At 57.2% G+C, this 24464-nt stretch carries 18 protein-coding genes; 14 read left to right on the plus strand and 4 right to left on the minus strand.

The window, feature by feature from the left end:
* Nucleotides 1-97 precede the first annotated feature (97 nt).
* Nucleotides 98-3424, plus strand: coding sequence for a diguanylate cyclase (locus B3B59_RS14075; RefSeq protein ID WP_263616166.1), 3327 nt, complete (start codon nucleotides 98-100; stop codon nucleotides 3422-3424).
* Here B3B59_RS14075 and alkA read toward each other — a convergent pair.
* Entirely contained in the window at nucleotides 3389-4261 is an 873-nt protein-coding gene (gene alkA, locus B3B59_RS14080) for a DNA-3-methyladenine glycosylase 2 (RefSeq protein ID WP_286809352.1), read from the minus strand. The genes B3B59_RS14075 and alkA overlap by 36 nt on opposite strands.
* A 134-nt stretch (nucleotides 4262-4395) precedes the next feature.
* On the opposite strand from alkA, the gene yegD reads away from it, so the two are divergent.
* The 7 genes from yegD to baeR all read left to right on the plus strand — a co-directional run bounded on the left by yegD (nucleotide 4396) and on the right by baeR (nucleotide 16921).
* Entirely contained in the window at nucleotides 4396-5748 is a 1353-nt protein-coding gene (gene yegD / locus B3B59_RS14085; protein ID WP_207292063.1) for a molecular chaperone, read from the plus strand.
* 207 nt (nucleotides 5749-5955) lie between these two features.
* Nucleotides 5956-7188 (plus strand): MdtA/MuxA family multidrug efflux RND transporter periplasmic adaptor subunit, encoded by a 1233-nt coding sequence (locus B3B59_RS14090; RefSeq protein ID WP_286809354.1) that lies wholly within the window; start codon nucleotides 5956-5958, stop codon nucleotides 7186-7188.
* Nucleotides 7188-10310, plus strand: coding sequence for an MdtB/MuxB family multidrug efflux RND transporter permease subunit (locus B3B59_RS14095; RefSeq protein WP_286809356.1), 3123 nt, complete (start codon nucleotides 7188-7190; stop codon nucleotides 10308-10310). The genes B3B59_RS14090 and B3B59_RS14095 overlap by 1 nt, the downstream gene beginning before the upstream one ends.
* Nucleotides 10311-13403, plus strand: coding sequence for a multidrug efflux RND transporter permease subunit MdtC (mdtC, locus tag B3B59_RS14100; RefSeq protein ID WP_046884787.1), 3093 nt, complete (start codon nucleotides 10311-10313; stop codon nucleotides 13401-13403).
* Entirely contained in the window at nucleotides 13387-14802 is a 1416-nt protein-coding gene (locus B3B59_RS14105; protein ID WP_286809358.1) for an MFS transporter, read from the plus strand. The genes mdtC and B3B59_RS14105 overlap by 17 nt, the downstream gene beginning before the upstream one ends.
* Nucleotides 14799-16202, plus strand: coding sequence for a two-component system sensor histidine kinase BaeS (baeS, locus tag B3B59_RS14110; RefSeq protein WP_286809360.1), 1404 nt, complete (start codon nucleotides 14799-14801; stop codon nucleotides 16200-16202). Before B3B59_RS14105 ends, baeS begins: the two co-directional genes overlap by 4 nt.
* The gene (gene baeR, locus B3B59_RS14115) at nucleotides 16199-16921 is read left to right on the plus strand and encodes a two-component system response regulator BaeR (protein WP_046884784.1); all 723 of its coding nucleotides are present in this window, start codon (nucleotides 16199-16201) and stop codon (nucleotides 16919-16921) included. Before baeS ends, baeR begins: the two co-directional genes overlap by 4 nt.
* A 72-nt stretch (nucleotides 16922-16993) precedes the next feature.
* On the opposite strand, the gene B3B59_RS14120 is transcribed toward baeR, so the two are convergent.
* Both B3B59_RS14120 and B3B59_RS14125 read right to left on the minus strand, forming a co-directional pair.
* On the minus strand, nucleotides 16994-17737 hold the full coding sequence (locus B3B59_RS14120; RefSeq protein ID WP_046884783.1) for a MerR family transcriptional regulator: 744 nt from the start codon (nucleotides 17735-17737) through the stop codon (nucleotides 16994-16996).
* 114 nt (nucleotides 17738-17851) lie between these two features.
* On the minus strand, nucleotides 17852-19072 hold the full coding sequence (locus B3B59_RS14125) for a diguanylate phosphodiesterase (RefSeq protein WP_046884782.1): 1221 nt from the start codon (nucleotides 19070-19072) through the stop codon (nucleotides 17852-17854).
* A 326-nt stretch (nucleotides 19073-19398) separates the two neighbouring features.
* Between B3B59_RS14125 and ycgZ the strand changes: the two genes are divergently transcribed.
* From ycgZ to yegS, 6 genes are all read left to right on the plus strand, one after another.
* A complete protein-coding gene (ycgZ, locus tag B3B59_RS14130; RefSeq protein WP_040074864.1) occupies nucleotides 19399-19638 on the plus strand; it encodes a regulatory protein YcgZ in 240 nt (79 codons plus the stop codon).
* A gap of 139 nt (nucleotides 19639-19777) precedes the next feature.
* The gene (locus tag B3B59_RS14135) at nucleotides 19778-20101 is read left to right on the plus strand and encodes a hypothetical protein (RefSeq protein ID WP_046884781.1); all 324 of its coding nucleotides are present in this window, start codon (nucleotides 19778-19780) and stop codon (nucleotides 20099-20101) included.
* Nucleotides 20102-20151: 50 nt separating this feature from the next.
* Nucleotides 20152-20418 (plus strand): biofilm development regulator YmgB/AriR family protein, encoded by a 267-nt coding sequence (locus tag B3B59_RS14140; RefSeq protein ID WP_040078438.1) that lies wholly within the window; start codon nucleotides 20152-20154, stop codon nucleotides 20416-20418.
* Between the two features lie 173 nt (nucleotides 20419-20591).
* A complete protein-coding gene (gene yegQ, locus B3B59_RS14145; protein ID WP_286809362.1) occupies nucleotides 20592-21953 on the plus strand; it encodes a tRNA 5-hydroxyuridine modification protein YegQ in 1362 nt (453 codons plus the stop codon).
* 333 nt (nucleotides 21954-22286) lie between these two features.
* Nucleotides 22287-22625 (plus strand): hypothetical protein, encoded by a 339-nt coding sequence (locus tag B3B59_RS14150; RefSeq protein ID WP_046884779.1) that lies wholly within the window; start codon nucleotides 22287-22289, stop codon nucleotides 22623-22625.
* A gap of 125 nt (nucleotides 22626-22750) precedes the next feature.
* Nucleotides 22751-23650 carry a lipid kinase YegS gene (yegS, locus tag B3B59_RS14155; protein ID WP_286809363.1) on the plus strand — a complete coding sequence of 300 codons (900 nt, stop codon included), beginning with the start codon at nucleotides 22751-22753 and terminating at the stop codon, nucleotides 23648-23650.
* 32 nt (nucleotides 23651-23682) lie between these two features.
* On the opposite strand, the gene B3B59_RS14160 is transcribed toward yegS, so the two are convergent.
* Nucleotides 23683-24456, minus strand: coding sequence for an ABC transporter ATP-binding protein (locus tag B3B59_RS14160; RefSeq protein ID WP_286782688.1), 774 nt, complete (start codon nucleotides 24454-24456; stop codon nucleotides 23683-23685).
* Between the last annotated feature and the right edge of the window lie 8 nt (nucleotides 24457-24464).

Below are 24464 nucleotides of genomic sequence, written 5' to 3' on the forward strand. Positions count from 1 at the left end.
TGAATTGTAAATTGTTTGTACTAGCATAATCCAAATTCATCATTCAACTCGTCCGGACCTCGTTCGTGACGGCATGGCGTCCCCTGGATAAGCGGTAATGAATAAACAATACCAGCGCGTTTTGGTTACCACCCCACATCCTTTACTACGGCTTGTCAGTCTTGGTCTGGTTACCTTTATCTTTACCCTTTTTTCGCTGGAGCTGACGCGTTTCGGTACATTACTGGCACCTTTATGGTTCCCGACCGCCATTATGATGGTGGCCTTTTACCGTCACGCCGGCAAAATGTGGCCCGGTATCGCGCTCGCCTGCACCTTCGGCAATATCTTTGCCACCTGGCTGCTCTTCTCCTGGGATACCCTTAATCTGTGGTACGGGTTGATCAACACCCTCGAGGCGGTGGTCGGCGCGCTGTTGCTGCGAAAACTGCTCCCCTGGTATAACCCGCTGCAAAATCTGGGCGACTGGATCCGTCTGGCGATCGGCAGCGCCGTGATCCCGCCTCTGCTGGGCGGCATGCTAGCGTATCTGCTGGTCCCTACCGCCGAGCCGATGCGCAACTTCCTGGTCTGGGTGCTCTCGGAAACCATCGGCGCGCTGGCGCTGGTGCCGCTGGGCCTGCTGTTTAAACCCCACTACCTGCTGCGTCATCGCAATCCGCAATTACTGCTCGAAACGCTGGTCACTATGGTGGTGACGCTGGTGCTAAGTTGGATCGCCATCCGCTTTTTACCCTGGCCCTTTACCGCGATTATCGTCTTACTGATGTGGAGCGCCGTCCGATTACCACGCCTTGAGGCATTTCTGGTCTTCCTGGTCACGGTAATGATGGTATCGCTGTTGATCGCCTCTTCGCCGGTGCCGCTGGTCACTGAAAATGCCGCCATGCTCAACGCCCCCTGGCTGCCGTTCCTGATGATGCTGTTGCCCGCTAACGTCATGACCATGGTGATGTACGCCTTCCGCGCCGAGCGGAAACACATCACCGAGAGCGAAGAACGTTTTCGCAATGCCATGGAGTACTCCGCGATCGGCATGGCGCTGGTCGGTACCGACGGCCAGTGGCTGCAGGCCAACAAAGCGCTTTGTCAGTTCCTCGGTTACTCCCAGTCTGAGCTGCACTCCCTGACGTTCCAGCAGGTGACCTGGCCCGAAGATCTCAATCTTGACCTCGAGCAGATGGAGCAACTGATCCGCGGGGATATCAACAGCTACTCGATGGAGAAGCGTTACTACACCCGCAATGGTGAGGTGGTCTGGGCGCTGCTGGCGGTCTCGCTGGTGCGCCATGCGGACGGCAGCCCGCTCTATTTCATCGCCCAGATTGAAGACATTAACGATCTCAAGCAGACCGAATGGGTTAACAAGCGCCTGATGGAGCGCATTACTCTCGCTAACGAAGCGGGGGGAATTGGTATCTGGGAGTGGGATGTTAAACCGGACGTGATCAGCTGGGATAAGCGCATGTTCGAACTCTATGAAGTTCCGCCGCATATTAAACCCACCTGGCAGATGTGGCATGAGTGTATGCTCCCGGAGGACCGCGCCCATGCTGAACAGGTGGTACGTGATGCCCTGGCCGCGCGCATTCCCTTCAAGCTGGAGTTTCGTATTCGGGTCAAAGAGGGGGTTCGTCACATCCGCGCGCTGGCGAATCGGGTGCTGAATAAGCAGGGCGAGGTCGAACGCCTGCTCGGCGTCAATATGGATATGACCGAGGTAAAAGAGCTTAACGAAGCGCTGTTCCAGGAAAAAGAGCGTCTGCATATTACCCTCGATTCTATCGGCGAAGCCGTGCTCTGTACCGATGTCGATATGAACGTCACCTTTATGAACCCGGTCGCCGAGAAGATGAGCGGCTGGACGCAGCAAGACGCGATGGGCCAGCCGATTTTATCGGTGCTGCATATTACCTTTGGTAATAGCGGCCCGCTGATGGAAAACATTCACAGCGGGGATATGTCCCGTACCGATATCGAACAGGATGTCGTCCTGCACAGCCGCAGTGGCGGGAGCTACGATATTCACTACAGCATCACCCCACTGAGCACTCTCGATGGACAAAACATCGGCTCGGTGCTGGTCATTCAGGATGTTACCGAGTCGCGCAAAATGCTGCGTGAACTGAGCTACAACGCCTCTCACGACGCCCTCACCCACCTGGCAAACCGCGTCAGCTTTGAAGCGCACCTGAAACGTCTGCTCCATATGGTGCAGGAGACCCGCCAGCGACATGCGCTGGTGTTTATCGATCTCGACCGTTTTAAAGCGGTGAATGACACCGCAGGCCATGCGGCGGGCGATGCCCTGCTGCGTGAGCTCTCTTCGCTGATGCTTAGCATGCTGCGTTCGACCGATGTGCTGGCGCGTCTTGGCGGGGACGAGTTTGGTTTACTGTTGCCTGAATGCAATACCGAAAGCGCCCGCTACATCGCGGGGCGCATCATTAATGCCATCAACGATTACCACTTTATGTGGGACGGCCGCCTGCACCGTATCGGCGCCAGCGCCGGGATTACGCTTATCGACGCTGTAAACCACCAGGCCGCTGAAGTGATGTCTCAGGCGGATATTGCCTGCTACGCCTCAAAAAACAGCGGACGTGGGGTAGTCACGGTGTATGAACCGCAGCAAGAACGCATGCAGAGCAACCGCAATATGATGTCGCTCGATGAACAGTGGCACATGATTAAAGACAACAACCTGGTGATGCTGGCGCGCAGCGTGGCGTCACCGCGTATCCCGGAGAGCAGCAATTTCTGGATGCTGTCGCTGCGCCTGTGGACCAGCGAAGGGGAAGTTCTCGAAGAGCAGACCTTCCGCGCCGGATTGGCTGAGCCCGAGCTCCTTCACGCTCTCGACAGACGCGTGATGCAGGAGTTCTTCCGCAGTTTTGCCGCCCCGCTGGCTAAAAAAGGGACCGGCGTGGCCCTTCCGCTGTCGCTGGCTGGACTGGCCAGCGTGACCCTGGTCGACGAGCTGCTGGATATGCTGGCACAGAGCCCGCTACCGGCACGACTACTGCACCTGATGCTGCATATTGACGTACTGAGGCAGCAAAATAACGCCTGTCTGCAGGGGCTGGATAAACTGCGCCGCGCCGGCTGCCGTATCATCCTCAGCCATGTCGGGCGAGATATGGACGAGTTTAACCACCTCAGTGCCCATCAGGCAGATTACCTGCTGCTGGATCCCGAGGTCGTGACCAACGTTCACGGCAACCTGATGGACGAGATGCTGGTCACCATTATCCAGGGTCATGCCCAGCGGCTGGGCATGAAAACTATCGCCGGGCCGAGCAACCAGCCGGTGGTGATGGACACGCTCTCAGGCATCGGCATCGACTATATCTACGGCAATACCATTGACGAACCGCGCCCGCTGGAACTACTGCTTAATACCAGCTACTTCGCTATCAACTGACGGCGTCCAGCCTTCGGTATACCAGATATGCAGCAGCGCGTATGAGCGCCACGGCTGCCACCGGGCGGCATAGCGCCGTATCCCGGCCGGGGTCATGCCGGCAAAGCGTTGCTTGATCAGATAATCATCCGGTAAGAACACATCTTTTGCCTGCCAGCCGCGCAGGGCGAAATAATTCGCCGTCCAGCGCCCGATGCCCGGGCGAGTTTGCAGTGCCTTCACGCCCGCCTCGATATCATCCGGCGGCGTAAGAGGAAATGTCCCGGCCTCCACCGACTGCGCCAGGTGAATGAGCGACTCGGCGCGTTTAACTGGCATGCCGAGCGCCTTCAAGGCCAACGGGTCGGCATTTGCCAGCGCCGCCGGGGTAGGAAAGCAGAAATAGCCCGGCGCCCCTGCGAGCGGCTCACCACACAAGGCGACCACTTTCGCGGTGAGCTTCGCTGCCATCGCTACGCTCACCAGTTGGCCGAGAATAGCGCGTACCCCCTGCTCGTAAGCATCCATCGAGCCGGGCAGTCGCAGGCCGGGCCGGGCAGCGCCGAGCGCCCCGAGTACCCCGGCTATCTGCTGCGGGCGACAATCCAGGTCAAACAGCCGGGCCACGCGCGCCAGGACCGGGTCAGCGACCGGCAGCAGCCCGTCACTCAGTTCAACCTGAAGCGTGCCGTCTTGCAGGTGCGGCGTGGCGCGAATTAACCCGACATGCCCCTCACAGGCGAAACTGCGCACGTAGTCAGTGGCGGTCACGGTTTCGATACCGGTGACCGCACGGGCGGCCAAAAAATCGAACATCCATTGCCAGTCGTAGGGGGGTTGCCAGTGCAGAATAAACATTACGGCTCCTTTTTTCGTTACTCCACAGCATAACGCTGCCCGGCGGTTCTTGCCTTGCTTTCATATTCCAGTTGTCGCAGGCGAGACATTTCGCTAAAGTCTCGCCCCTTCTCAATGGCATGGGGATTTCGCACGTGTTTATCGGATTTGACTATGGTACCGCCAACTGTTCTGTGGCGGTGATGCAAGACGGGCAGCCACAGCTGCTCAAAATGGAAAATAACAGCACCCTGCTGCCATCAATGATTTGCGCGCCCACGCGTGAAGCGGTAAGCGAGTGGCTCTATCGTCATCATCAGGTTCCGGCTACCGGCACGGAAACCCAGGCGCTGTTACGCCGGGCGGTAAGCTTCAATCGCGAAGAGGATATCGACGTTACCGCCACCAGCGTGCAGTTTGGACTCTCCTCGCTGGGCCACTATATTGAGGACCCGGAAGAGGTCTACTTTGTTAAATCCCCGAAATCCTTCCTCGGTGCCAGCGGACTGAAGCCGCAGCAGGTTGCTCTGTTTGAGGATCTGGTTTGCGCCATGATGCTGCATATTCGTCAGCAGGCACAGTCGCAGGTGACGGATACCATTACCCAGGCGGTGATTGGTCGCCCTATTAACTTCCAGGGGCTGGGGGGAGACGACGCGAACCAGCAGGCGCAAGGGATCCTTGAGCGTGCCGCCCACCGCGCAGGTTTTCAGGACGTGGTGTTCCAGTATGAGCCGGTTGCCGCCGGTCTGGATTTTGAAGCGACGCTTAGTGAAGAGAAACGTGTGCTGGTAGTGGATATCGGCGGCGGGACAACTGACTGCTCGCTGCTGCTGATGGGGCCACAATGGCATGTCCGCCGCGACCGTGAAAATAGCCTGCTGGGACACAGCGGGTGCCGCGTAGGCGGGAACGATCTTGATATTGCACTGGCGTTCAAAAGCCTGATGCCGCTGCTGGGCATGGGCGGCCAGACGGAAAAAGGTATCGCCCTGCCGATCCTCCCCTGGTGGAATGCGGTTGCCATTAACGACGTCCCCGCTCAGAGCGATTTCTACAGTACCGCCAACGGTCGTTTCCTTAATGACCTGGTGCGCGATGCGCAGGATGCCGACAAAGTCGCCCTGCTGTATAAGCTCTGGCGTCAGCGTCTGAGCTATCGCGTGGTGCGTAGCGCCGAAGAGAGTAAAATTGCCCTTTCAGAAGCAGCCGATCATACCGTTACGCTGCCGTTTATCGGCGATGAGCTGGCCACCGCGATTAGTCAGCAGGGGCTGGAGGCGGCACTGGCACAACCGTTGCAGCGCATTCTGGAACAGGTGCAGTTGGCGCTGGATAACGGTAAAGAGAAACCGGACGTGATCTACCTTACCGGCGGTAGCGCCAAATCGCCGTTAATTAAGCGTGCGCTGGCGGAGCAGTTGCCGGGCATCCCGATTGCTGGCGGCGATGATTTCGGCTCGGTGACGGCGGGGCTGGCGCGTTGGGCGCAGGTAGTGTTTAGCTGACATAGGTGCGGGCTGATGCCCTCACCCCTACCCTCTCCCTGTGGAAGAGGGAGAAAAGCCTAGAAAAGGCAACCCGTGTTGCCTTTTTGCTTTACCCTCATTCAGACAATTCCAGACAGTCTTCCATATTTCCTCCATTTTTCTGCCGTCTCCACTCACTAAACTAGTATCATTTCCCGAAATGTTTCAGGACGAGAACGTATAACGATGAAAGGCAGTCAAAAATCCCGCTGGGCAATCGCCGCAGGCCTTATTGTGGTGGTCGTTGCCGCCGCGTGGTACTGGCACAGTCACTCCGCGGCACCGGCAGGTGCCACCAGCCAACAGCGCCCCGCAGGCGGTGGCCGCCACGCTATGCGCGGTGGCGTGCTGGCCCCTGTCCAGGCTGCCACCGCCGTCAATAAATCCGTTCCGCTTTACCTTACGGGCCTGGGAACTATCACGGCGGCAAATACGGTGACCGTGCGCAGTCGCGTTGACGGCCAGCTTATGGCGCTCCACTTCCAGGAGGGGCAACAGGTCAAAGCCGGTGATCTGCTGGCTGAAATCGATCCCAGCCAGTTTAAGGTTGCCCTCACCCAGGCGCAGGGGCAGCTCGCAAAAGACAAAGCGACTCTCGCCAACGCACAGCGCGACCTCGCCCGCTTCCAGAAGCTGGTGAAAACCAATCTGGTGTCACGCCAGGAGCTGGATACCCAGCAGTCGCTGGTCAGTGAATCACAGGGCACGATCAAAGCGGATGAAGCCGCCGTCGCCAGCGCCCAGCTCCAGCTCGACTGGAGTCGGATCACCGCCCCGATTGATGGCCGCGTGGGGCTGAAACAGGTTGATATCGGTAACCAGATCTCCAGCGGCGATACCACAGGCATCGTGGTGATCACCCAGACCCACCCCATCGATCTGGTTTTCACCCTGCCAGAAAACGACATTGCTACCGTCGTTCAGGCGCAGAAAACCGGCCAGCCGCTGGTGGTTGAAGCCTGGGATCGCGCCAACAAACAGAAACTGAGCGAAGGTACGCTGCTGAGCCTGGATAACCAGATCGACACCACCACCGGCACCATCAAGCTGAAGGCCCGATTTACCAACCAGGACGACGCGCTCTTCCCGAACCAGTTTGTTAACGCCCGGATGCTGGTCTCGACTCAGGATAACGCGGTAGTTATCCCGACCGCAGCCCTGCAGATGGGCAACGAAGGCAACTTCGTGTGGGTACTGAACAGCGAGAATAAAGTGAGTAAACATCTGGTGAAAACCGGCATCCAGGACAGCCAGACGGTGGTGATCAGCGCCGGGTTGTCTGCAGGCGATCGCGTAGTCACTGACGGTATCGACCGCCTGACCGAAGGGGCTAAAGTCGAGGTAGTGGAAGCGCACAGCGACACCGCCACTCCGAAGCAGCCTGCCCGTGAACAGGCCAAACAGAGAGAGAACGCCTGATGCAGGTGATGCCACCCAGCGCCACGGGCGGGCCGTCACGCCTGTTCATTATGCGCCCGGTCGCCACCACGCTGTTGATGGTGGCGATTTTACTGGCGGGGATTATCGGCTACCGTTTTCTGCCGGTCTCCGCCCTGCCGGAAGTCGATTATCCCACCATCCAGGTGGTGACCCTCTATCCCGGCGCCAGCCCGGATGTGGTCACCTCTGCCATAACCGCCCCGCTGGAGCGTCAGTTCGGCCAGATGTCGGGGCTGAAGCAGATGTCCTCACAAAGCTCTGGTGGCGCGTCGGTTGTTACGCTTCAGTTCCAGCTCACCCTGCCGCTGGATGTCGCCGAGCAGGAGGTGCAGGCCGCCATTAACGCCGCCACCAACCTGCTGCCGTCCGATCTGCCGAATCCGCCAGTCTACAGCAAGGTCAACCCGGCGGATCCGCCCATCATGAGCCTCGCCGTCACCTCGTCTGCCATGCCGATGACGCAGGTTGAAGATATGGTCGAAACCCGCGTGGCGCAAAAGATTTCTCAGGTATCGGGCGTCGGCCTGGTCACCCTCTCTGGTGGCCAGCGTCCGGCCGTTCGCGTGAAGCTTAACGCGCAGGCCATCGCCGCGCTGGGGTTGACCAGCGAAACCATCCGTACCGCCATCAGCAACGCCAACGTCAACTCGGCGAAAGGCTCCCTGGATGGCCCCACCCGCGCGGTCACGCTGTCGGCCAACGATCAGATGCAGTCTGCCGATGAGTACCGCCAGCTGATTGTGGCTTACCAGAACGGGGCCCCTGTTCGGCTGGGCGATGTGGCCACGGTTGAACAAGGGGCGGAAAACAGCTGGCTGGGTGCCTGGGCGAATAAGCAGCAGGCCATCGTGATGAACGTGCAGCGCCAGCCGGGCGCTAACATTATTGATACCGCCGACAGCATCCGCGCCATGCTGCCGCAGCTGATAGAGAGCCTGCCGAAGTCGGTGAGCGTGAAGGTGCTTTCGGATCGCACCACCAACATCCGCGCCTCGGTCAGCGACACGCAGTTTGAGCTGATGCTCGCCATCGCGCTGGTGGTGATGATCATCTATCTGTTCCTGCGCAACGTTCCCGCTACCATAATCCCCGCCGTCGCGGTGCCGTTATCGCTGGTGGGGACATTTGCGGTCATGGTGTTTCTCGATTTCTCCATCAATAACCTGACGCTAATGGCGCTGACCATCGCCACCGGTTTCGTGGTGGACGATGCCATCGTAGTGATTGAAAACATCTCGCGCTATATCGAGAAAGGCGAGAAACCGCTGGCGGCAGCGCTCAAAGGGGCTGGTGAGATCGGCTTTACCATCATCTCCCTGACCTTCTCCCTGATAGCGGTGCTGATTCCGCTGCTGTTTATGGGCGATATTGTCGGACGTCTGTTCCGCGAATTTGCGGTCACCCTGGCGGTGGCGATTCTGATCTCGGCGATAGTGTCATTAACCCTGACGCCAATGATGTGCGCGCGCATGCTGAGCCATGAGTCTCTGCGCAAACAGAACCGTTTTTCTCGCGCGTCTGAACGGATGTTCGAGCGGGTGATCGCCGGCTATGGCCGCCTGCTGACCAAAGTGCTTAACCACCCCTGGGCGACGCTGGGCGTGGCGCTGGCAACCCTGGCCCTCAGCGCACTGCTGTGGGTCATGATTCCGAAGGGCTTCTTCCCGATTCAGGACAACGGCATTATTCAGGGAACGCTGCAGGCGCCGCAGTCGGTGTCGTTTGCCAGCATGGCCCAACGCCAGCAGCAGGTTTCCGAAATCATTATGAAGGATCCGGCCGTCGAGAGTCTGACCTCATTCGTGGGGGTGGACGGTACCAACCCGTCGCTGAACAGCGCTCGCCTACAGATCAACCTCAAACCGCTGGATGAGCGTGATGACCGCGTCAATGCGGTGATTGAGCGCCTGCAGCAGGCCGTGGCGCGCGTACCGGGTATCGAACTCTATCTGCAACCGACTCAGGATCTGACGATCGATACCCAGGTCAGCCGCACTCAGTATCAGTTTACCTTGCAGGCCACTACGCTTGAGGCGCTCAGCACCTGGGTACCGCAACTGGTAGAGAAACTGCAGGCGCTGCCGCAGCTTTCCGACGTCAGCAGCGACTGGCAGGATAAAGGGCTGGCGGCCTATATCAACGTCGATCGCGACAGCGCCAGCCGGCTGGGCATTACCATGGCGGATGTGGATAACGCCCTGTACAACGCCTTTGGTCAGCGCCTGATCTCCACCATCTATACTCAGGCAAACCAGTACCGCGTGGTGCTGGAGCACGATACGCAACAGACGCCGGGACTGGCAGGGCTGGACGCCGTGCGTCTCACCAGCAGCGAAGGCGGCAGCGTGCCGCTCAGCGCCATCGCGAAAGTGGAGGAGCGCTATACGCCGCTGGCGGTGAACCATCTGGATCAGTTTCCCTCTACCACCATCTCGTTTAACGTCCCGGACGACTACTCGCTGGGCGAGGCGGTGGAGGCGATCCTGGGTGCGGAAAAAGATCTCAGTTTCCCCACCGATATTCAGACCCAGTTCCAGGGCAGTACGCTGGCATTCCAGGCCGCACTGGGCAGTACCATCTGGCTGATCGTGGCGGCAGTGGTGGCAATGTACATCGTGCTTGGCGTGCTGTACGAAAGCTTTATTCACCCCATCACCATCCTCTCTACCCTGCCCACCGCAGGAGTGGGGGCCCTGCTGGCGCTGATGCTGGCAGGCAGTGAACTGGATGTGATTGCCATCATTGGCATCATCTTGCTGATTGGTATCGTCAAGAAGAACGCCATCATGATGATCGACTTTGCCCTTGCCGCCGAGCGTGAGCAGGGAATGGCACCGCGCGAGGCCATCTATCAGGCCTGTCTGCTGCGCTTTCGTCCGATCCTGATGACCACCCTCGCCGCCCTGCTCGGTGCCCTGCCGCTGATGCTCAGCACCGGGGTTGGCGCAGAGCTGCGTCGTCCGCTGGGGATTGGCATGGTAGGCGGCCTGCTGGTCAGCCAGGTGTTAACACTCTTTACCACACCGGTGATTTACCTGCTGTTCGACAGCCTGGCGCTGAAGATGAAATCCCGCTTCCCGAAGCGTACTGAGGAGGCGTAAGTGAAGTTTTTCGCCCTCTTCATTTACCGCCCGGTGGCGACAATCCTGATTTCGCTCGCCATTACGCTCTGCGGCGTGCTCGGCTTCCGGCTGCTGCCGGTGGCCCCGCTGCCGCAGGTGGATTTCCCGGTCATTATGGTCAGCGCCTCGTTGCCCGGCGCGTCGCCAGAGACCATGGCCTCGTCGGTCGCCACGCCGCTTGAGCGCTCCCTCGGACGCATCGCCGGGGTCAATGAGATGACCTCCAGCAGCTCGCTGGGCAGTACGCGCATCATTCTGGAGTTCAACTTTAACCGCGACATCAACGGCGCGGCCCGTGACGTGCAGGCAGCGATCAACGCCGCGCAAAGCTTGTTGCCAAGCGGTATGCCGAGCCGCCCGACGTACCGCAAAGCTAACCCGTCCGACTCGCCGATCATGATCCTGACGCTCACCTCGGATACCTATTCCCAGGGTGAGCTGTATGACTTTGCCTCTACCCAGCTGGCGCAGACCATCGCCCAGATCGACGGCGTGGGCGATGTGGATGTGGGGGGCAGTTCCCTGCCAGCCGTGCGCGTGGGGCTCAACCCGCAGGCGCTGTTTAACCAGGGCGTATCGCTGGATGACGTGCGCAGCGCTATCAGTAATGCTAACGTGCGCAGGCCGCAGGGAGCCATCGAAGACAGTAGCCACCGCTGGCAGATCCAGACCAACGATGAACTCAAAACCGCCGCCGAATACCAGCCACTGATTATTCACTACAACAACGGCGCGGCGGTGCGCCTCAGCGACGTGGCAAGCGTAACCGACTCGGTTCAGGATGTGCGTAACGCCGGGATGACCAACGCCAAACCGGCCATTTTGCTGATGATCCGCAAGCTGCCGGAGGCCAACATCATCGAGACGGTGAACAGCATCCGCGCCCGTCTGCCGGAGTTGCAAGAGACCATTCCGGCGGCCATCGATCTGCAGATCGCTCAGGACCGCTCCCCCACCATTCGCGCCTCGCTTGAAGAGGTGGAGCAGTCGCTGATTATCTCCGTGGCGCTGGTGATCCTCGTGGTCTTCCTGTTCCTACGCTCCGGTCGCGCCACGCTGATCCCCGCCGTGGCGGTACCGGTGTCGCTTATCGGCACCTTCGCCGCCATGTATCTGTGCGGTTTTAGCCTTAATAACTTGTCGCTGATGGCGCTGACTATCGCCACCGGCTTCGTGGTGGATGACGCTATTGTGGTGCTGGAGAATATCTCCCGTCACCTGGAGGCGGGCATGAAGCCGCTACAGGCGGCGCTGCAGGGGTCGCGTGAAGTGGGCTTTACGGTGCTCTCCATGAGTCTGTCGCTGGTGGCCGTGTTCTTACCGCTGCTGCTGATGGATGGCCTGCCGGGACGGCTGTTGCGAGAATTCGCCGTGACGCTCTCGGTCGCAATCGGCATTTCGCTGGCGGTCTCTCTGACCCTCACCCCAATGATGTGCGGCTGGATGCTGAAATCCGGCAAACCGCACAGCCAGCCGCGTAAACGCGGGTTTGGCCGGCTGTTGATGGCGCTGCAGGAGGGCTACGGTAAATCACTGAAGTGGGTACTTAACCATACCCGCATCGTCGGGCTGGTGCTGCTGGGCACCATTGTGCTCAATGTCTGGCTCTATATCACCATTCCGAAAACCTTCTTCCCGGAGCAGGATACCGGGGTGCTGATGGGCGGCATCCAGGCTGACCAGAGCATCTCCTTCCAGGCGATGCGCGGAAAGTTGCAGGACTTTATGAAGATCATACGCGACGACCCGGCGGTGGATAATGTCACCGGCTTTACCGGCGGCTCGCGGGTCAACAGCGGGATGATGTTTATTACCCTTAAATCCCGCGATAACCGCAGCGAAACCGCCCAGCAGGTTATTGATCGTCTGCGCGGCAAGCTGGCGAAAGAGCCCGGCGCGAACCTCTTTTTGATGGCCGTTCAGGATATCCGCGTTGGCGGGCGGCAGGCCAATGCCAGCTACCAGTACACCCTGCTGTCGGACGATCTCGCCGCCCTGCGCGAATGGGAGCCGAAGATCCGCAAAGCGCTGGCGGCCTTGCCGCAGCTGGCGGATGTTAACTCAGACCAGCAGGACAACGGCGCAGAGATGAGCCTGACCTATGACCGGGAAACCATGTCGCGGCTGGGGATAGATGTCAGCGCGGCCAACAGCCTGCTGAATAATGCCTTCGGTCAGCGGCAGATCTCTACCATCTACCAGCCGATGAACCAGTACAAGGTGGTGATGGAAGTCGATCCGCGCTATACCCAGGATATCAGCGCGCTGGATAAGATGTTTGTGATTAACAACGACGGCAAGGCAATTCCGCTCTCCTACTTTGCCAGCTGGCAGCCAGCGAACGCGCCGCTGTCGGTTAACCATCAGGGGCTGTCCGCGGCGTCGACCGTCTCATTCAACCTGCCTACCGGCTCTTCGCTTTCAGAGGCCAGTGAAGCCATCAACCGCGCCATGACTCAACTGGGGGTCCCTTCGACTGTGCGCGGCAGCTTTGCCGGTACGGCGCAGGTTTTCCAGGAGACGATGAACTCTCAGATCATTTTGATTCTGGCGGCGATTGCCACCGTCTATATCGTGCTGGGAGTGCTTTACGAGAGCTATGTCCATCCGCTGACGATTCTTTCCACCCTGCCGTCGGCGGGGGTGGGGGCGCTGCTGGCGCTGGAGCTATTTGGCGCACCGTTTAGCCTCATCGCGCTTATCGGGATCATGCTATTAATAGGAATAGTGAAGAAAAACGCGATCATGATGGTCGATTTTGCCCTCGAGGCGCAGCGCAACGGCAACCTGACGCCGCAAGAGGCCATCTTCCAGGCCTGCCTGCTGCGTTTCCGCCCGATTATGATGACCACCCTGGCAGCGCTGTTTGGCGCGCTACCGCTGGTTATCTCCAGCGGGGACGGTGCCGAGCTGCGTCAGCCGCTGGGGATCACCATTGTCGGCGGTCTGGTGATGAGCCAGTTGCTTACGCTCTACACGACGCCGGTGGTCTACCTGTTCTTTGATCGTCTGCGGTTGCGTTTTTCACGGCAAAACACTAACGGTGACGGAGTAAATGACCGATCTCCCTAAGCAGGTTCGCTGGCAGCTATGGATTGTCGCCTTCGGCTTCTTTATGCAGTCGCTGGATACGACCATCGTTAACACCGCCCTCCCCTCAATGGCGAAAAGCCTGGGGGAGAGTCCGCTGCATATGCACATGGTCATCGTCGCCTATGTGCTGACGGTGGCGGTGATGCTGCCTGCCAGCGGCTGGCTGGCGGACAAAGTGGGGGTGCGCAATATTTTCTTTACCGCCATCGTGCTCTTTACCACCGGCTCGCTGTTTTGTGCTCAGGCGAACACCCTCAATGAGCTGATCATGGCGCGGGCGTTACAGGGGGTCGGCGGGGCGATGATGGTGCCGGTTGGCAGGCTGACGGTGATGAAAATCGTCCCGCGCGCGCAGTATATGGCGGCAATGACCTTCGTCACCCTACCCGGGCAGGTTGGTCCGCTGCTCGGCCCGGCGCTGGGGGGGATTCTGGTTGAGTACGCTTCCTGGCACTGGATCTTCCTGATTAACCTTCCTGTGGGGGTTATCGGCGCCATCGCCACCCTCTGGCTTATGCCCAACTACACCATGCAGACCCGACGTTTCGATCTGATGGGCTTTTTTCTGCTGGCGGCTGGTATGGCGACCTTGACCCTGGCGCTGGATGGGCAAAAGGGGCTGGGGATCTCTTCTCTGTCGCTGGTCGCTCTGGTGGCCATCGGGGTGGTTTCGGTGCTGTGGTATCTCTGGCATGCCCGCGATAACGACCGCGCCTTATTCAGTTTGTCGTTATTTGAAAATACGACCTACCGGCTGGGGCTGCTGGGCAGCTTTGCCGGGCGCATCGGCAGCGGTATGTTGCCCTTTATGACCCCGGTCTTCTTACAGATTGGACTGGGTTTCTCCCCGTTCCACGCCGGGCTGATGATGATCCCCATGGTGCTGGGCAGCATGGGGATGAAGCGGATCGTCGTGCAGGTGGTCAACCGCTTTGGCTATCGCCGGGTGCTGGTGACGTCCACCCTGGGGCTGGCGCTGATCAGTCTGCTGTTTATGGCCGTCGCCCTGCTGGGCTGGTACGCCGTTCTGCCGCTGGTGCTCTTCTTCCAGGGCGTCATTAACTCCACCCGCTTCTCGTCGATGAACACCCTCACCCTGAAGGATCTGCCGGATTCGCTGGCGAGCAGCGGCAACAGCCTGCTGTCGATGATCATGCAGCTCTCCATGAGCGTCGGGGTCACTGTCGCCGGGCTGCTGCTGGGGATGTATGGCCAGCACCATCTGAGCGCCGATACCGCCGTGGCCCACCAGGTCTTTTTATACACTTATCTCAGCATGGCGGTCATCATCGCTCTGCCCGCGTTGATCTTCGCCAGGGTTCCGGATGATACCAGTAAAAACGTCGTCCTCCGGCGGCGTAAAAGGAGTGAACCATGAAGTTCTGGCGTCCCGGTATTACGGGTAAGCTGTTTCTCGCCATTTTCGCCACCTGTATCGTCCTGCTTATCACGATGCACTGGGCGGTGCGGGTCAGTTTTGAACGCGGCTTTATCGATTACATTAAGCATGGCAACGAACAGCGTCTGCAGGGGTTAAGCGATGCGCTGGGCGACCAGTATGCCCTGCATGGCAACTGGCGGTTTTTACGTAATAACGATCGCTTCATTTTTCAGATCCTGCGCTCCCTCGAACATGATTCTGATGATGATCGCCCCGGTCCGGGCATGCCGCCGCACGGCTGGCGCACCCAGTTCTGGGTGATTGATCAGGATATGCGCGTGCTCGTTGGCCCGCGGGCGCCCGTGCCCCCGGACGGGACCAAACGAGCCATCAGGGTCAACGGCGCCAACGTCGGCTGGGTCATTGCCTCCCCGGTGGAGCGGCTCACCCGCAATACCGATATTAATTTCGATCGCCAGCAGCGGCAGACCAGCTGGCTGATTGTGGCCCTCTCCACCCTGCTTGCCGCGCTGGCCACCTTCCCGCTGGCGCGCGGCCTGCTGGCGCCGGTCAAGCGGCTGGTTGAAGGGACGCACAAGCTGGCGGCGGGCGATTTCTCGACCCGGGTAGATACCCGCAGCGAGGACGAACTGGGCAAGCTGGCGCAAGACTTTAACCAGCTTGCCAGCACCCTGGAGAAGAACCAGCAGATGCGCCGGGACTTTATGGCCGATATCTCGCACGAACTGCGTACCCCTCTGGCGGTGCTGCGCGGCGAACTGGAGGCCATCCAGGATGGGGTGCGGCAGTTTACCCCCGAGTCGGTGGCCTCGTTGCAGGCAGAGGTGGGTACCCTCACCAAGCTGGTGGACGATCTCCACCAGCTCTCGATGTCCGACGAAGGGGCGCTGGCCTATCAGAAAGCCCCCGTCGATGTGATCAACATTCTGGAAGTGGCCAGTGGGGCGTTTCGTGAACGTTTTGCCAGCCGCGATCTGCGCATTGAACTCGCCCTGCCCGACCATGCGGTGGTCTTTGGCGATCGCGACCGCCTGATGCAGCTATTTAATAATCTGCTGGAAAACAGCCTGCGTTATACCGATGGCGGAGGGGCATTACGCCTCTCCGGCCACCTTACAGACACCCATTTTTCCCTCACCTTCGCCGACACGGCCCCCGGGGTCACAGACGCGCAGCTCACAAAACTGTTTGAGCGCTTTTACCGTACGGAAGGTTCGCGTAATCGTGCCAGCGGCGGCTCCGGGCTGGGGCTGGCGATTTGCGTGAACATTGTGGCGGCGCACGGCGGCACGCTGCGCGCCGCGCATTCGCCTTTTGGTGGGGTTAGCATTACAGTAGAGCTACCGCTGGAAAGAGAGTTATCGAGAGAAGTATGACTGAACTCCCTATTGACGAAAACACGCCACGAATTTTGATCGTGGAGGACGAGCCTAAGCTTGGGCAACTGTTAATCGACTATCTGCGGGCGGCCAGCTATGCGCCCACCCTGATCAGCCACGGCGATCAGGTGCTGGCGTATGTGCGTCAGACTCCACCGGATCTGATCCTGCTGGATCTGATGCTGCCAGGCACCGATGGGTTGACCCTGTGCCGCGAGATCCGCCGCTTTTCCGATCTCCCCATTGTGATGGTAACGGCCAAAATCGAAGAGATCGACCGCCTGTTGGGGCTGGAAATTGGTGCCGATGATTACATCTGTAAACCCTATAGCCCGCGCGAAGTGGTCGCCAGGGTGAAAACGATTTTGCGCCGCTGCAAGCCACACCGTGAGCTTCAGGCTCTGGATGCGGTCAGTCCGCTGATTATCGACGAGAGCCGTTTTCAGGCCAGCTGGCGTAATAAGCTGCTGGATTTAACCCCCGCCGAGTTTCGCCTGCTGAAAACCCTCTCTCACGAACCGGGGAAAGTCTTCTCCCGCGAACAGTTACTTAACCACCTGTATGACGATTATCGCGTGGTTACTGACCGTACTATTGATAGCCACATTAAAAATCTGCGCCGCAAACTGGAAGCGCTGGATGCCGATCAGTCGTTTATTCGCGCGGTGTATGGTGTGGGATATCGCTGGGAAGCGGACGCATGCCGCATCGGATAGGAGAGTGTGAACGCAGCTGAGGGGTAACAGGCTTAACCGGCCTGCGTTACCCGTGCGCGTCACGGAAGAGGATTAGCGGGCTTCGCCCAGCCCGTGCGCCATAATGGCGTAGCCCTGTTTTTGCCAGTGCTCAAGTTGTTCTGATTGTAACGCCGTTAACGTCCGGCCCGCCCACACAAGGATCTGCTGCCCCGGGAAAAACTCGGGGTGCGGCAATTCGAGCGGTTCAGCAAAGACATCGATACGCCAGCCGCGCTGTGAGAGCCGCCAGGCTTCCAGCCACAGGCTGGTGCGATCGACGATACCCCAGCCGATTAACAGCGCATCTCTGCCAGCCTTAACCCGGGACTCGCTAAGACTGGAGACCGCATGTTCAATCAAAATGCCATCGAGCAGGCTGCACATGGCTCGCGCCGTGTTTTGATCCAGGCTCAGCGTCTGGCGAACAGGTTCAAAGACATGATCAATGAGTGAATCAATGGGATGCAGATGGCAAAAGGCATTGATTTTCGCCCGCACTTTAAGCGGGTTAACCTGCCGTAAGGTACTCATCATCTCTTCTTGCAGTGCGCGCCAGTCGCCCGGCTCAGGCGCTTTGTCCTGATCAAGCAGCGCTTTAACCTTACCGACCGGCACACCACGCTCTATCCAGCGCTTGATCTCCTCAATGCGCTGAAGGTCTTCGTCATCAAATTGTCGATGCCCGCCTTCACTGCGCTGCGGCTTTAGCAACCCGTACCGGCGCTGCCAGGCGCGTAATGTGACGGGATTTATGCCGCAACGTTCTGCGACATCGCCAATACTGTAAAAGGCCATCGAATCCCCATGCGTAAAACGATATATTCTGTATCCAAGGTAACCAATCTCACCAGGGTGTACAACCTGTAATATTGTACAATAAGTTTGTACTATAACCCGGTGAGAGAGGATTTAAATGTCATCGACCCGCTCAGGCCACGCGATTGCCGGGATCCCCGCCAGTTGAGGACGGGCGAAAAGATGCCCCTGGAACTGAGAAACACCTGCCGATTCAAGCCACATCCACTCTTCTGGCTTCTCAATACCTACAGCAGAGATCAAGATTTCCAGCGTTGTACAACATTTGATGATAGCCAGGACGATAGCCTGCCGTGGACCACTTTTGTGTACATCGCGAATCAGATCACGGTTAATCTTAATTCTGTCCGGCTGGAACTGCGCCAGCAGCAATAATCCGGCGAATCCGCCGCCAAAGTGGTCAATAGCCACCCCTATGCCTGCCGCCTTCAGTTCGCGCACGGCACCGGTGAACTCTTCCAGCCGGGAAATGACTTCGTTTTCAGTAAATTCCACCACGATCTGCTCTGCCACCAGCCCGTTTGCTTCTATCTCCTGGAGCAAGAAATCTACCGCGTTAGGTACCATGACCAGCGTCATCGGTAACAAATTCACTGACAAGCTCTGCTTCCCTAGCCCCAGCTGGCGGGCCATAGCAAAGGCTACGCTTTTGCTCCGCAGGTCAGCTTCGTAGACCTCATCTCCTGGTCGATCGTCGAACCAGGTTTGGGCCTGTTCGCCACCCGGCGCACGAATCAAGGCCTCAAAAGAGACCACTTCCCGGGCCAGTGGATCGATAATCGGCTGAAAAGCGAAGCTGCATGTCTCATCAGGGCTCTGCTCAAGCTGACGGATGCCACTGGCATTATCATCGACAATAAATTGCCAGGAGTCTCCCGGTGGGATCTCGAAGTAGTTCTCTCTTTCACTCTCTTCGACAAACGTCCGGAAAAACTGCAGAGCGCGATCGTTATAAATCAGCTGATAACGGCTGGTTCCTTTATCCAGCACCGTTTGTAGCACCTCGTGGCGGTCATATTTGCGCAGGTCAAACAGCTCCATTCCAACCTTGCCAAAACGCCGCGAGCGGGAGAAATCATTAAGCAGCTCTACCACGTTGTGGTGGCGGTCATCGGCGCAGATGTCGCGATAGATAGCCCGAACTGTCTCATCAGGTCCCTCGAGCAGTTGGAAAAAGAGCTTACCGTTAAACAACAGAATGCCGGTGACATTGGATTCGATGTTTTTCTTATTTGCTGCAACAACCATGTCTTCCAGCGTGCTAACCGGCAGTTCATCGCGAAGATGACTACGGTAAATGATGGTAGTGAGCATAGGGTTTCCAATAGAGGAGGTGAATGAAATGCCACGATATCAGATGGTTGCTAACGCGTCCTGTTGCAGGTCTGTAGTGGTTTTCCTGTCACGCCGTATGACCTTTTATAGGACTAAAATTATGCCATAATGTACAAGCTTTTTTAAATACACGCTAAACATTAGTTTTATAAGTTGCTGATATTAATAATTTAGCACTTAATGATCAAAAATAAATTGATAAGTTGTACAACAGATGTGTACAGTATTTATAAATTTACATTGTGTTAACCATTTGCGTTAACGCATTTTTGAATGTTTTAAGCATTAAAAGCGAGGAGTGACATATGCGCGAGAACGGCTTTGTACCGAATACAGCGAATGCCATTACCCAATACTTCAACAAAGCAAGTCAGCCTACCCAACAAGAAGCGCTGGGACAAATTGTTGTCGAAATCCTGCGGGAGGGTAAAGTTCTTAACCGAAAAGCGATTTGCACAAAACTGCTTTCCCGGATGGAAAAGGCGTCTGATTTTGATGAGGAGAGTCGCTACCAAACTTTAATCGGCTTGCTCTTTGACCGTTAACAGATTGAGGTCAAGCGCCGCTGATTACCCGTTTTTAAGTCAGTTTTTTTGCGCCATCTTAATGCCTTATACTGGCGCAATTTACTGATGAAATGCCGCCCTTTCGCTAGCAGAATTTGGCGGCAACAGAGACGTAGTTATGAACAGAAGTGAACATGAACGACTGACTGATGAACTTATTGGCGAAGCCACCCTATCGCTGCTGAAAGATAACGGCCCTATCAGCATGAAGCTGCTGTTGGCAAGGCTGCAATCCATGCTGTCAGCAGAAAAGGATGGTGAACGACGCGCTGTACTGGCCCAGATAATCCTGGAGATTTCTAATGGGAATACCAGTACAGAAGTGCCGGCTCGTAAGCACAAAGGTGAGCAGCATGAATGGGACAAGGAGAGTCGCCAGAGCAGTAATGTTTATCCCCTGTTTGGTGATAGCCAACAATCCAGCAGCAGCAAAAAACATTAACTGCATACATTTACTCTAAACTGAACCGGTGTGACACTATGAGCCAGGCTATGCTCCAGAAATCCGACTTTTATGATGAACTGCCCGATCCTGTCCTCTCCAGCTATTTTCGCAACTCCGGCGGTTTGCTGGCAGAAGAGTGGGCATTACTCGAATCTGTTATGGGTGCCATTCTGGATGCGAAGGAACCGCTGACCAACAAAGCGATTATCTTGCGCTTGATTCAACAAATTGAATCCACGCAGGACGTGGTAAAAGCCGATATTATCCGCAAGACGCTGGAAATTATTGTCGATCACACTCAGGACGACCTCTAATACGCACCGCAAATTTTAACGCTGACGGTACACTGCTGCCGTCAGCGTTTCTCTGTAGAGTGGTTTACCTCCCTTCCCCGTAGCGTTACAATGCCCGCCCTTAAAGTAGGGGATCTCCCCCTGGCGCCCACCTTGTGAGGCGCATCTGACCTGTCATCAGAACGAGAACATACATGTTTAAACCGGAACTTCTCTCCCCGGCGGGAACGCTGAAAAATATGCGTTACGCCTTCGCCTATGGCGCCGATGCCGTTTATGCGGGCCAGCCGCGTTACTCCCTGCGCGTGCGTAATAATGAATTCAACCACGAGAATCTGCAGCAGGGCATTAATGAAGCGCATGCCCTTGGCAAGAAATTCTATGTAGTGGTCAACATCGCCCCGCACAACGCCAAGCTGAAAACCTTTATCCGCGACCTGCAGCCGGTGGTAGAGATGGGGCCGGATGCCCTGATTATGTCGGATCCCGGCCTGATCATGCTGGTACGTGAACACTTCCCGGAGATGGATATTCATCTCTCCGTGCAGGCAAACGCCGTTAACTGGGCGACGGTGAAGTTCTGGAAACAGATGGGGCTGACCCGCGTTATTCTCTCCCGCGAACTGTCGCTTGAGGAGATCGAAGAGATTCGTACCCAGGTTCCCGATATGGAACTGGAGATCTTCGTCCACGGTGCACTGTGCATGGCCTACTCTGGCCGCTGCCTGCTCTCGGGCTATATCAATAAGCGCGACCCGAACCAGGGCACCTGTACTAACGCCTGCCGCTGGGAATATAAAGTCCAGGAAGGGAAAGAGGACGATATCGGGAATATCGTACACAAATACGAACCGATTCCCGTACAGACCGTTGAGCCGACGCTGGGTATTGGCGCTCCGACGGATAAAGTGTTCATGATTGAAGAGAACCAGCGCCCGGGCGAGTACATGACCGCCTTTGAGGACGAGCATGGCACCTACATCATGAACTCCAAAGATCTGCGGGCCATAGCTCATACCGAACGGTTGACGAAAATGGGCGTGCACTCTCTGAAGATTGAAGGTCGCACCAAATCCTACTACTACTGTGCGCGTACCGCTCAGGTCTATCGTAAAGCGATAGACGATGCCGCAGCCGGCAAGCCATTCGACACTGGGCTACTGGATACGCTGGAAGGGCTGGCCCATCGCGGCTACACCGAAGGCTTCCTGCGTCGCCATACCCACGACGATTATCAGAACTATGATTACGGCCACTCCCTTTCCGAGCGCCAGCAGTTTGTTGGGGAATTTACCGGTGAGCGTAAAGGGCCGCTGGCGGCCGTCGCCGTGAAAAACAAATTCCTCGTGGGCAACAGCATGGAACTGATGACGCCGCAGGGCAATGTTAACTTCACGCTGGAACATATGGAAAATGGCAAAGGCGAAGCCGTTTCCGTGGCGCCGGGCGATGGCCATACTGTCTGGTTGCCGGTCCCTGAAGATATCGCGCTGGAGTATGCGCTGCTGATGCGTAATTTCGACGGTGAAAACAGCCGTACGCCTTACGCGAAGTAATTTAGTGGGGTTATTTCTTCAGGGTGGGATAATTCTTAGAATCGGATCACATACCGCTGCGTTCAATACGGGTATTATCCCCAGCGCTGAAAAACATAACCCATAAATGCTAGCTGTACCAGGAACCACCTCCTTAGCCTGTGTAATCTCCCTTACGCAGGCTTATTTTTTTGCCTGCCATTCCCCGCTTTCTCTCCGCTGTTACGTAAATTTATCTCTGTTTACCTGTAGAAACGCATCGATTCGTTTGATATTGAATTTCAGTCTATTCATAGAGATACATAATGTTATTCTTTCCGCGTATAAAAATTTACCTTAGGGAAAGGAGGTAATATGTATTGGGTCGTTGAAAACAGGATGGTCTGTCCTGCAACGGGAACGATTTTTGTTCATGTACTCACGGTAAAAAACATCAGGATGATAGTTTGGTATAAAGGCGATTATTTCATCAGCGTTGGTTCAATCCTCGTCACTGGCCCCTTTGGCATAGCCGTAGACGGCACCCTCAGAGAGCTAAACATTCTTCGTGTATTCCCCTATAAAGACGCGCTTTGGTCTGAATTTCTCGCCGGGACCCGCTGCCCCGGCAACAGCGGCGCCCTGATAACCCACTGTAAACGGCGCCCGTTCTGCGCCTTTTCCCTCTGCCCCTGGGGGGCCCGGGACTGCTAATTTATTGCCTTACGCCGCCCCCCTGCCGGGGGCGATGACGAAATTTCAACTCTTTCATCCTCTTCTTACCCGTTTTTTCTCGCGCTGCGATACACTTTTCAGAGACCCGAACAGGAGCAACGTGGATGGCAACCTATCCCGCAAGTTTATTAATTCTCAATGGCAAAGGGGCTGGCAACGATCTTTTACGCCAGGCCATCACCCTGTTACGCGAAGAGGGCGTGGTGATCCACGTCCGCGTGACCTGGGAGAAAGGCGACGCGGCGCGCTATATCGACGAAGCCTGCGCCCTGGGCGTAGAGACCGTGATCGCCGGCGGAGGCGATGGCACCATTAATGAGGTAGCAACCGGGTTGATTACGGTCCCCGAAGCCCGGCGTCCGGCGCTGGGGATTTTGCCGCTGGGCACCGCTAACGACTTTGCCACCAGCGCCGGCGTGCCGGAGAGTCTGGACAAGGCACTGCAGTTGGCGATCGCCGGAAAAGCGACGGCAATGGATATCGCCCGGGTTAACGATAAAACCTGCTTTATCAATATGGCGACCGGCGGTTTTGGCACGCGTATTACCAGTGAAACGCCGGAAAAATTAAAAGACGCACTGGGCGGCGTCTCTTATCTTCTTCATGGACTGGTCAGGATGGACCTGCTCAAGCCAGATAGCTGTGAAATCACCGGTGAGAACTTTAACTGGCAGGGGAACGCGCTGGTTATCGGCATTGGTAACGGACGCCAGGCGGGCGGCGGTCAGCAGCTCTGTCCCGAGGCGCTAATCAACGACGGGCAGCTGCAGCTGCGCATTTTTACCTCTGACGAGCTGCTCCCTGCCCTCTTCACCACGTTGACGCATCCGGAAGAGAGTCCGAACGTCATTGACAGCCAGTCTGCCTGGTTTGAGGTGAATGCCCCACACGGCATGACTTTCAATCTGGACGGTGAACCGCTAAGTGGCACGCACTTCCGTATGTCGTTGCTACCGGGTGCGCTTAAGTGCCGCCTGCCGCCGGACTGCCCGCTACTGCGTTAATCTTTGCCGGTCAGGTGACTGACCGGCCTGGCTTAATATGCCGCCACCTCACGCGCCATCTCACGGCTATATTGCTGACTGGCATTGACCAGCATTCGCGTGTAATCCGTCTTTGCATTACCGGCGACCAGTTCATCCACGCTCAGCGTTTCAAGGATCTTGCCGTACTGCATTACCGCTACCTTCTGGCAGAGATGAGCAATCACCCCCAGATCATGCGTGACCATCAGATAGGTGAGATTCGACTCCCGCTGCAACTCTGCCAGCAGGTTGAGGATCTCCGCCTGTACCGATACGTCCAGTGCCGAGGTAGGCTCATCCAGCAGTAAGACCTGCGGCTCCAGTATCAACGCGCGGGCGATAGCTACACGCTGGCGTTGCCCGCCTGAAAGCTGATGCGGATAGCGATCGCGAAAAGCCCGGTTTAATCCCACCCGATCCAGCAGGGTGTGAATACGGCGATCCCGCTCTTTCATCCCATGGATTTGCAGCGGCTCTTCCAGAATATCGCCGATGGTGTGGCGCGGGTGTAGCGAGCCGTAGGGATCCTGGAACACCATCTGGACCCGACGACAACGCTCAGCGCTGATGCTACGTCCGAGCGCGACCCCGTCAATAGCGAGCGCCCCCTCCCAGTGGGTGAAAAGCCCCGCCAGGCACTTCAGTACCGTGGTTTTGCCAGAGCCCGACTCTCCCACCAGGCCATAAATCTCGCCTGGCTGAACATGGATATTCACGTCGTACAGCACCTGGGTGCGCTTTTCACCTTCGCCGAAAGTCAGATTAAGATTCTGTATATCGATCATGGCTCCTC

It is taken from the genome of Leclercia sp. UBA2479 (genome assembly GCF_002341985.1).
In the GTDB taxonomy this organism is placed as follows: domain Bacteria; phylum Pseudomonadota; class Gammaproteobacteria; order Enterobacterales; family Enterobacteriaceae; genus Enterobacter; species Enterobacter pneumoniae.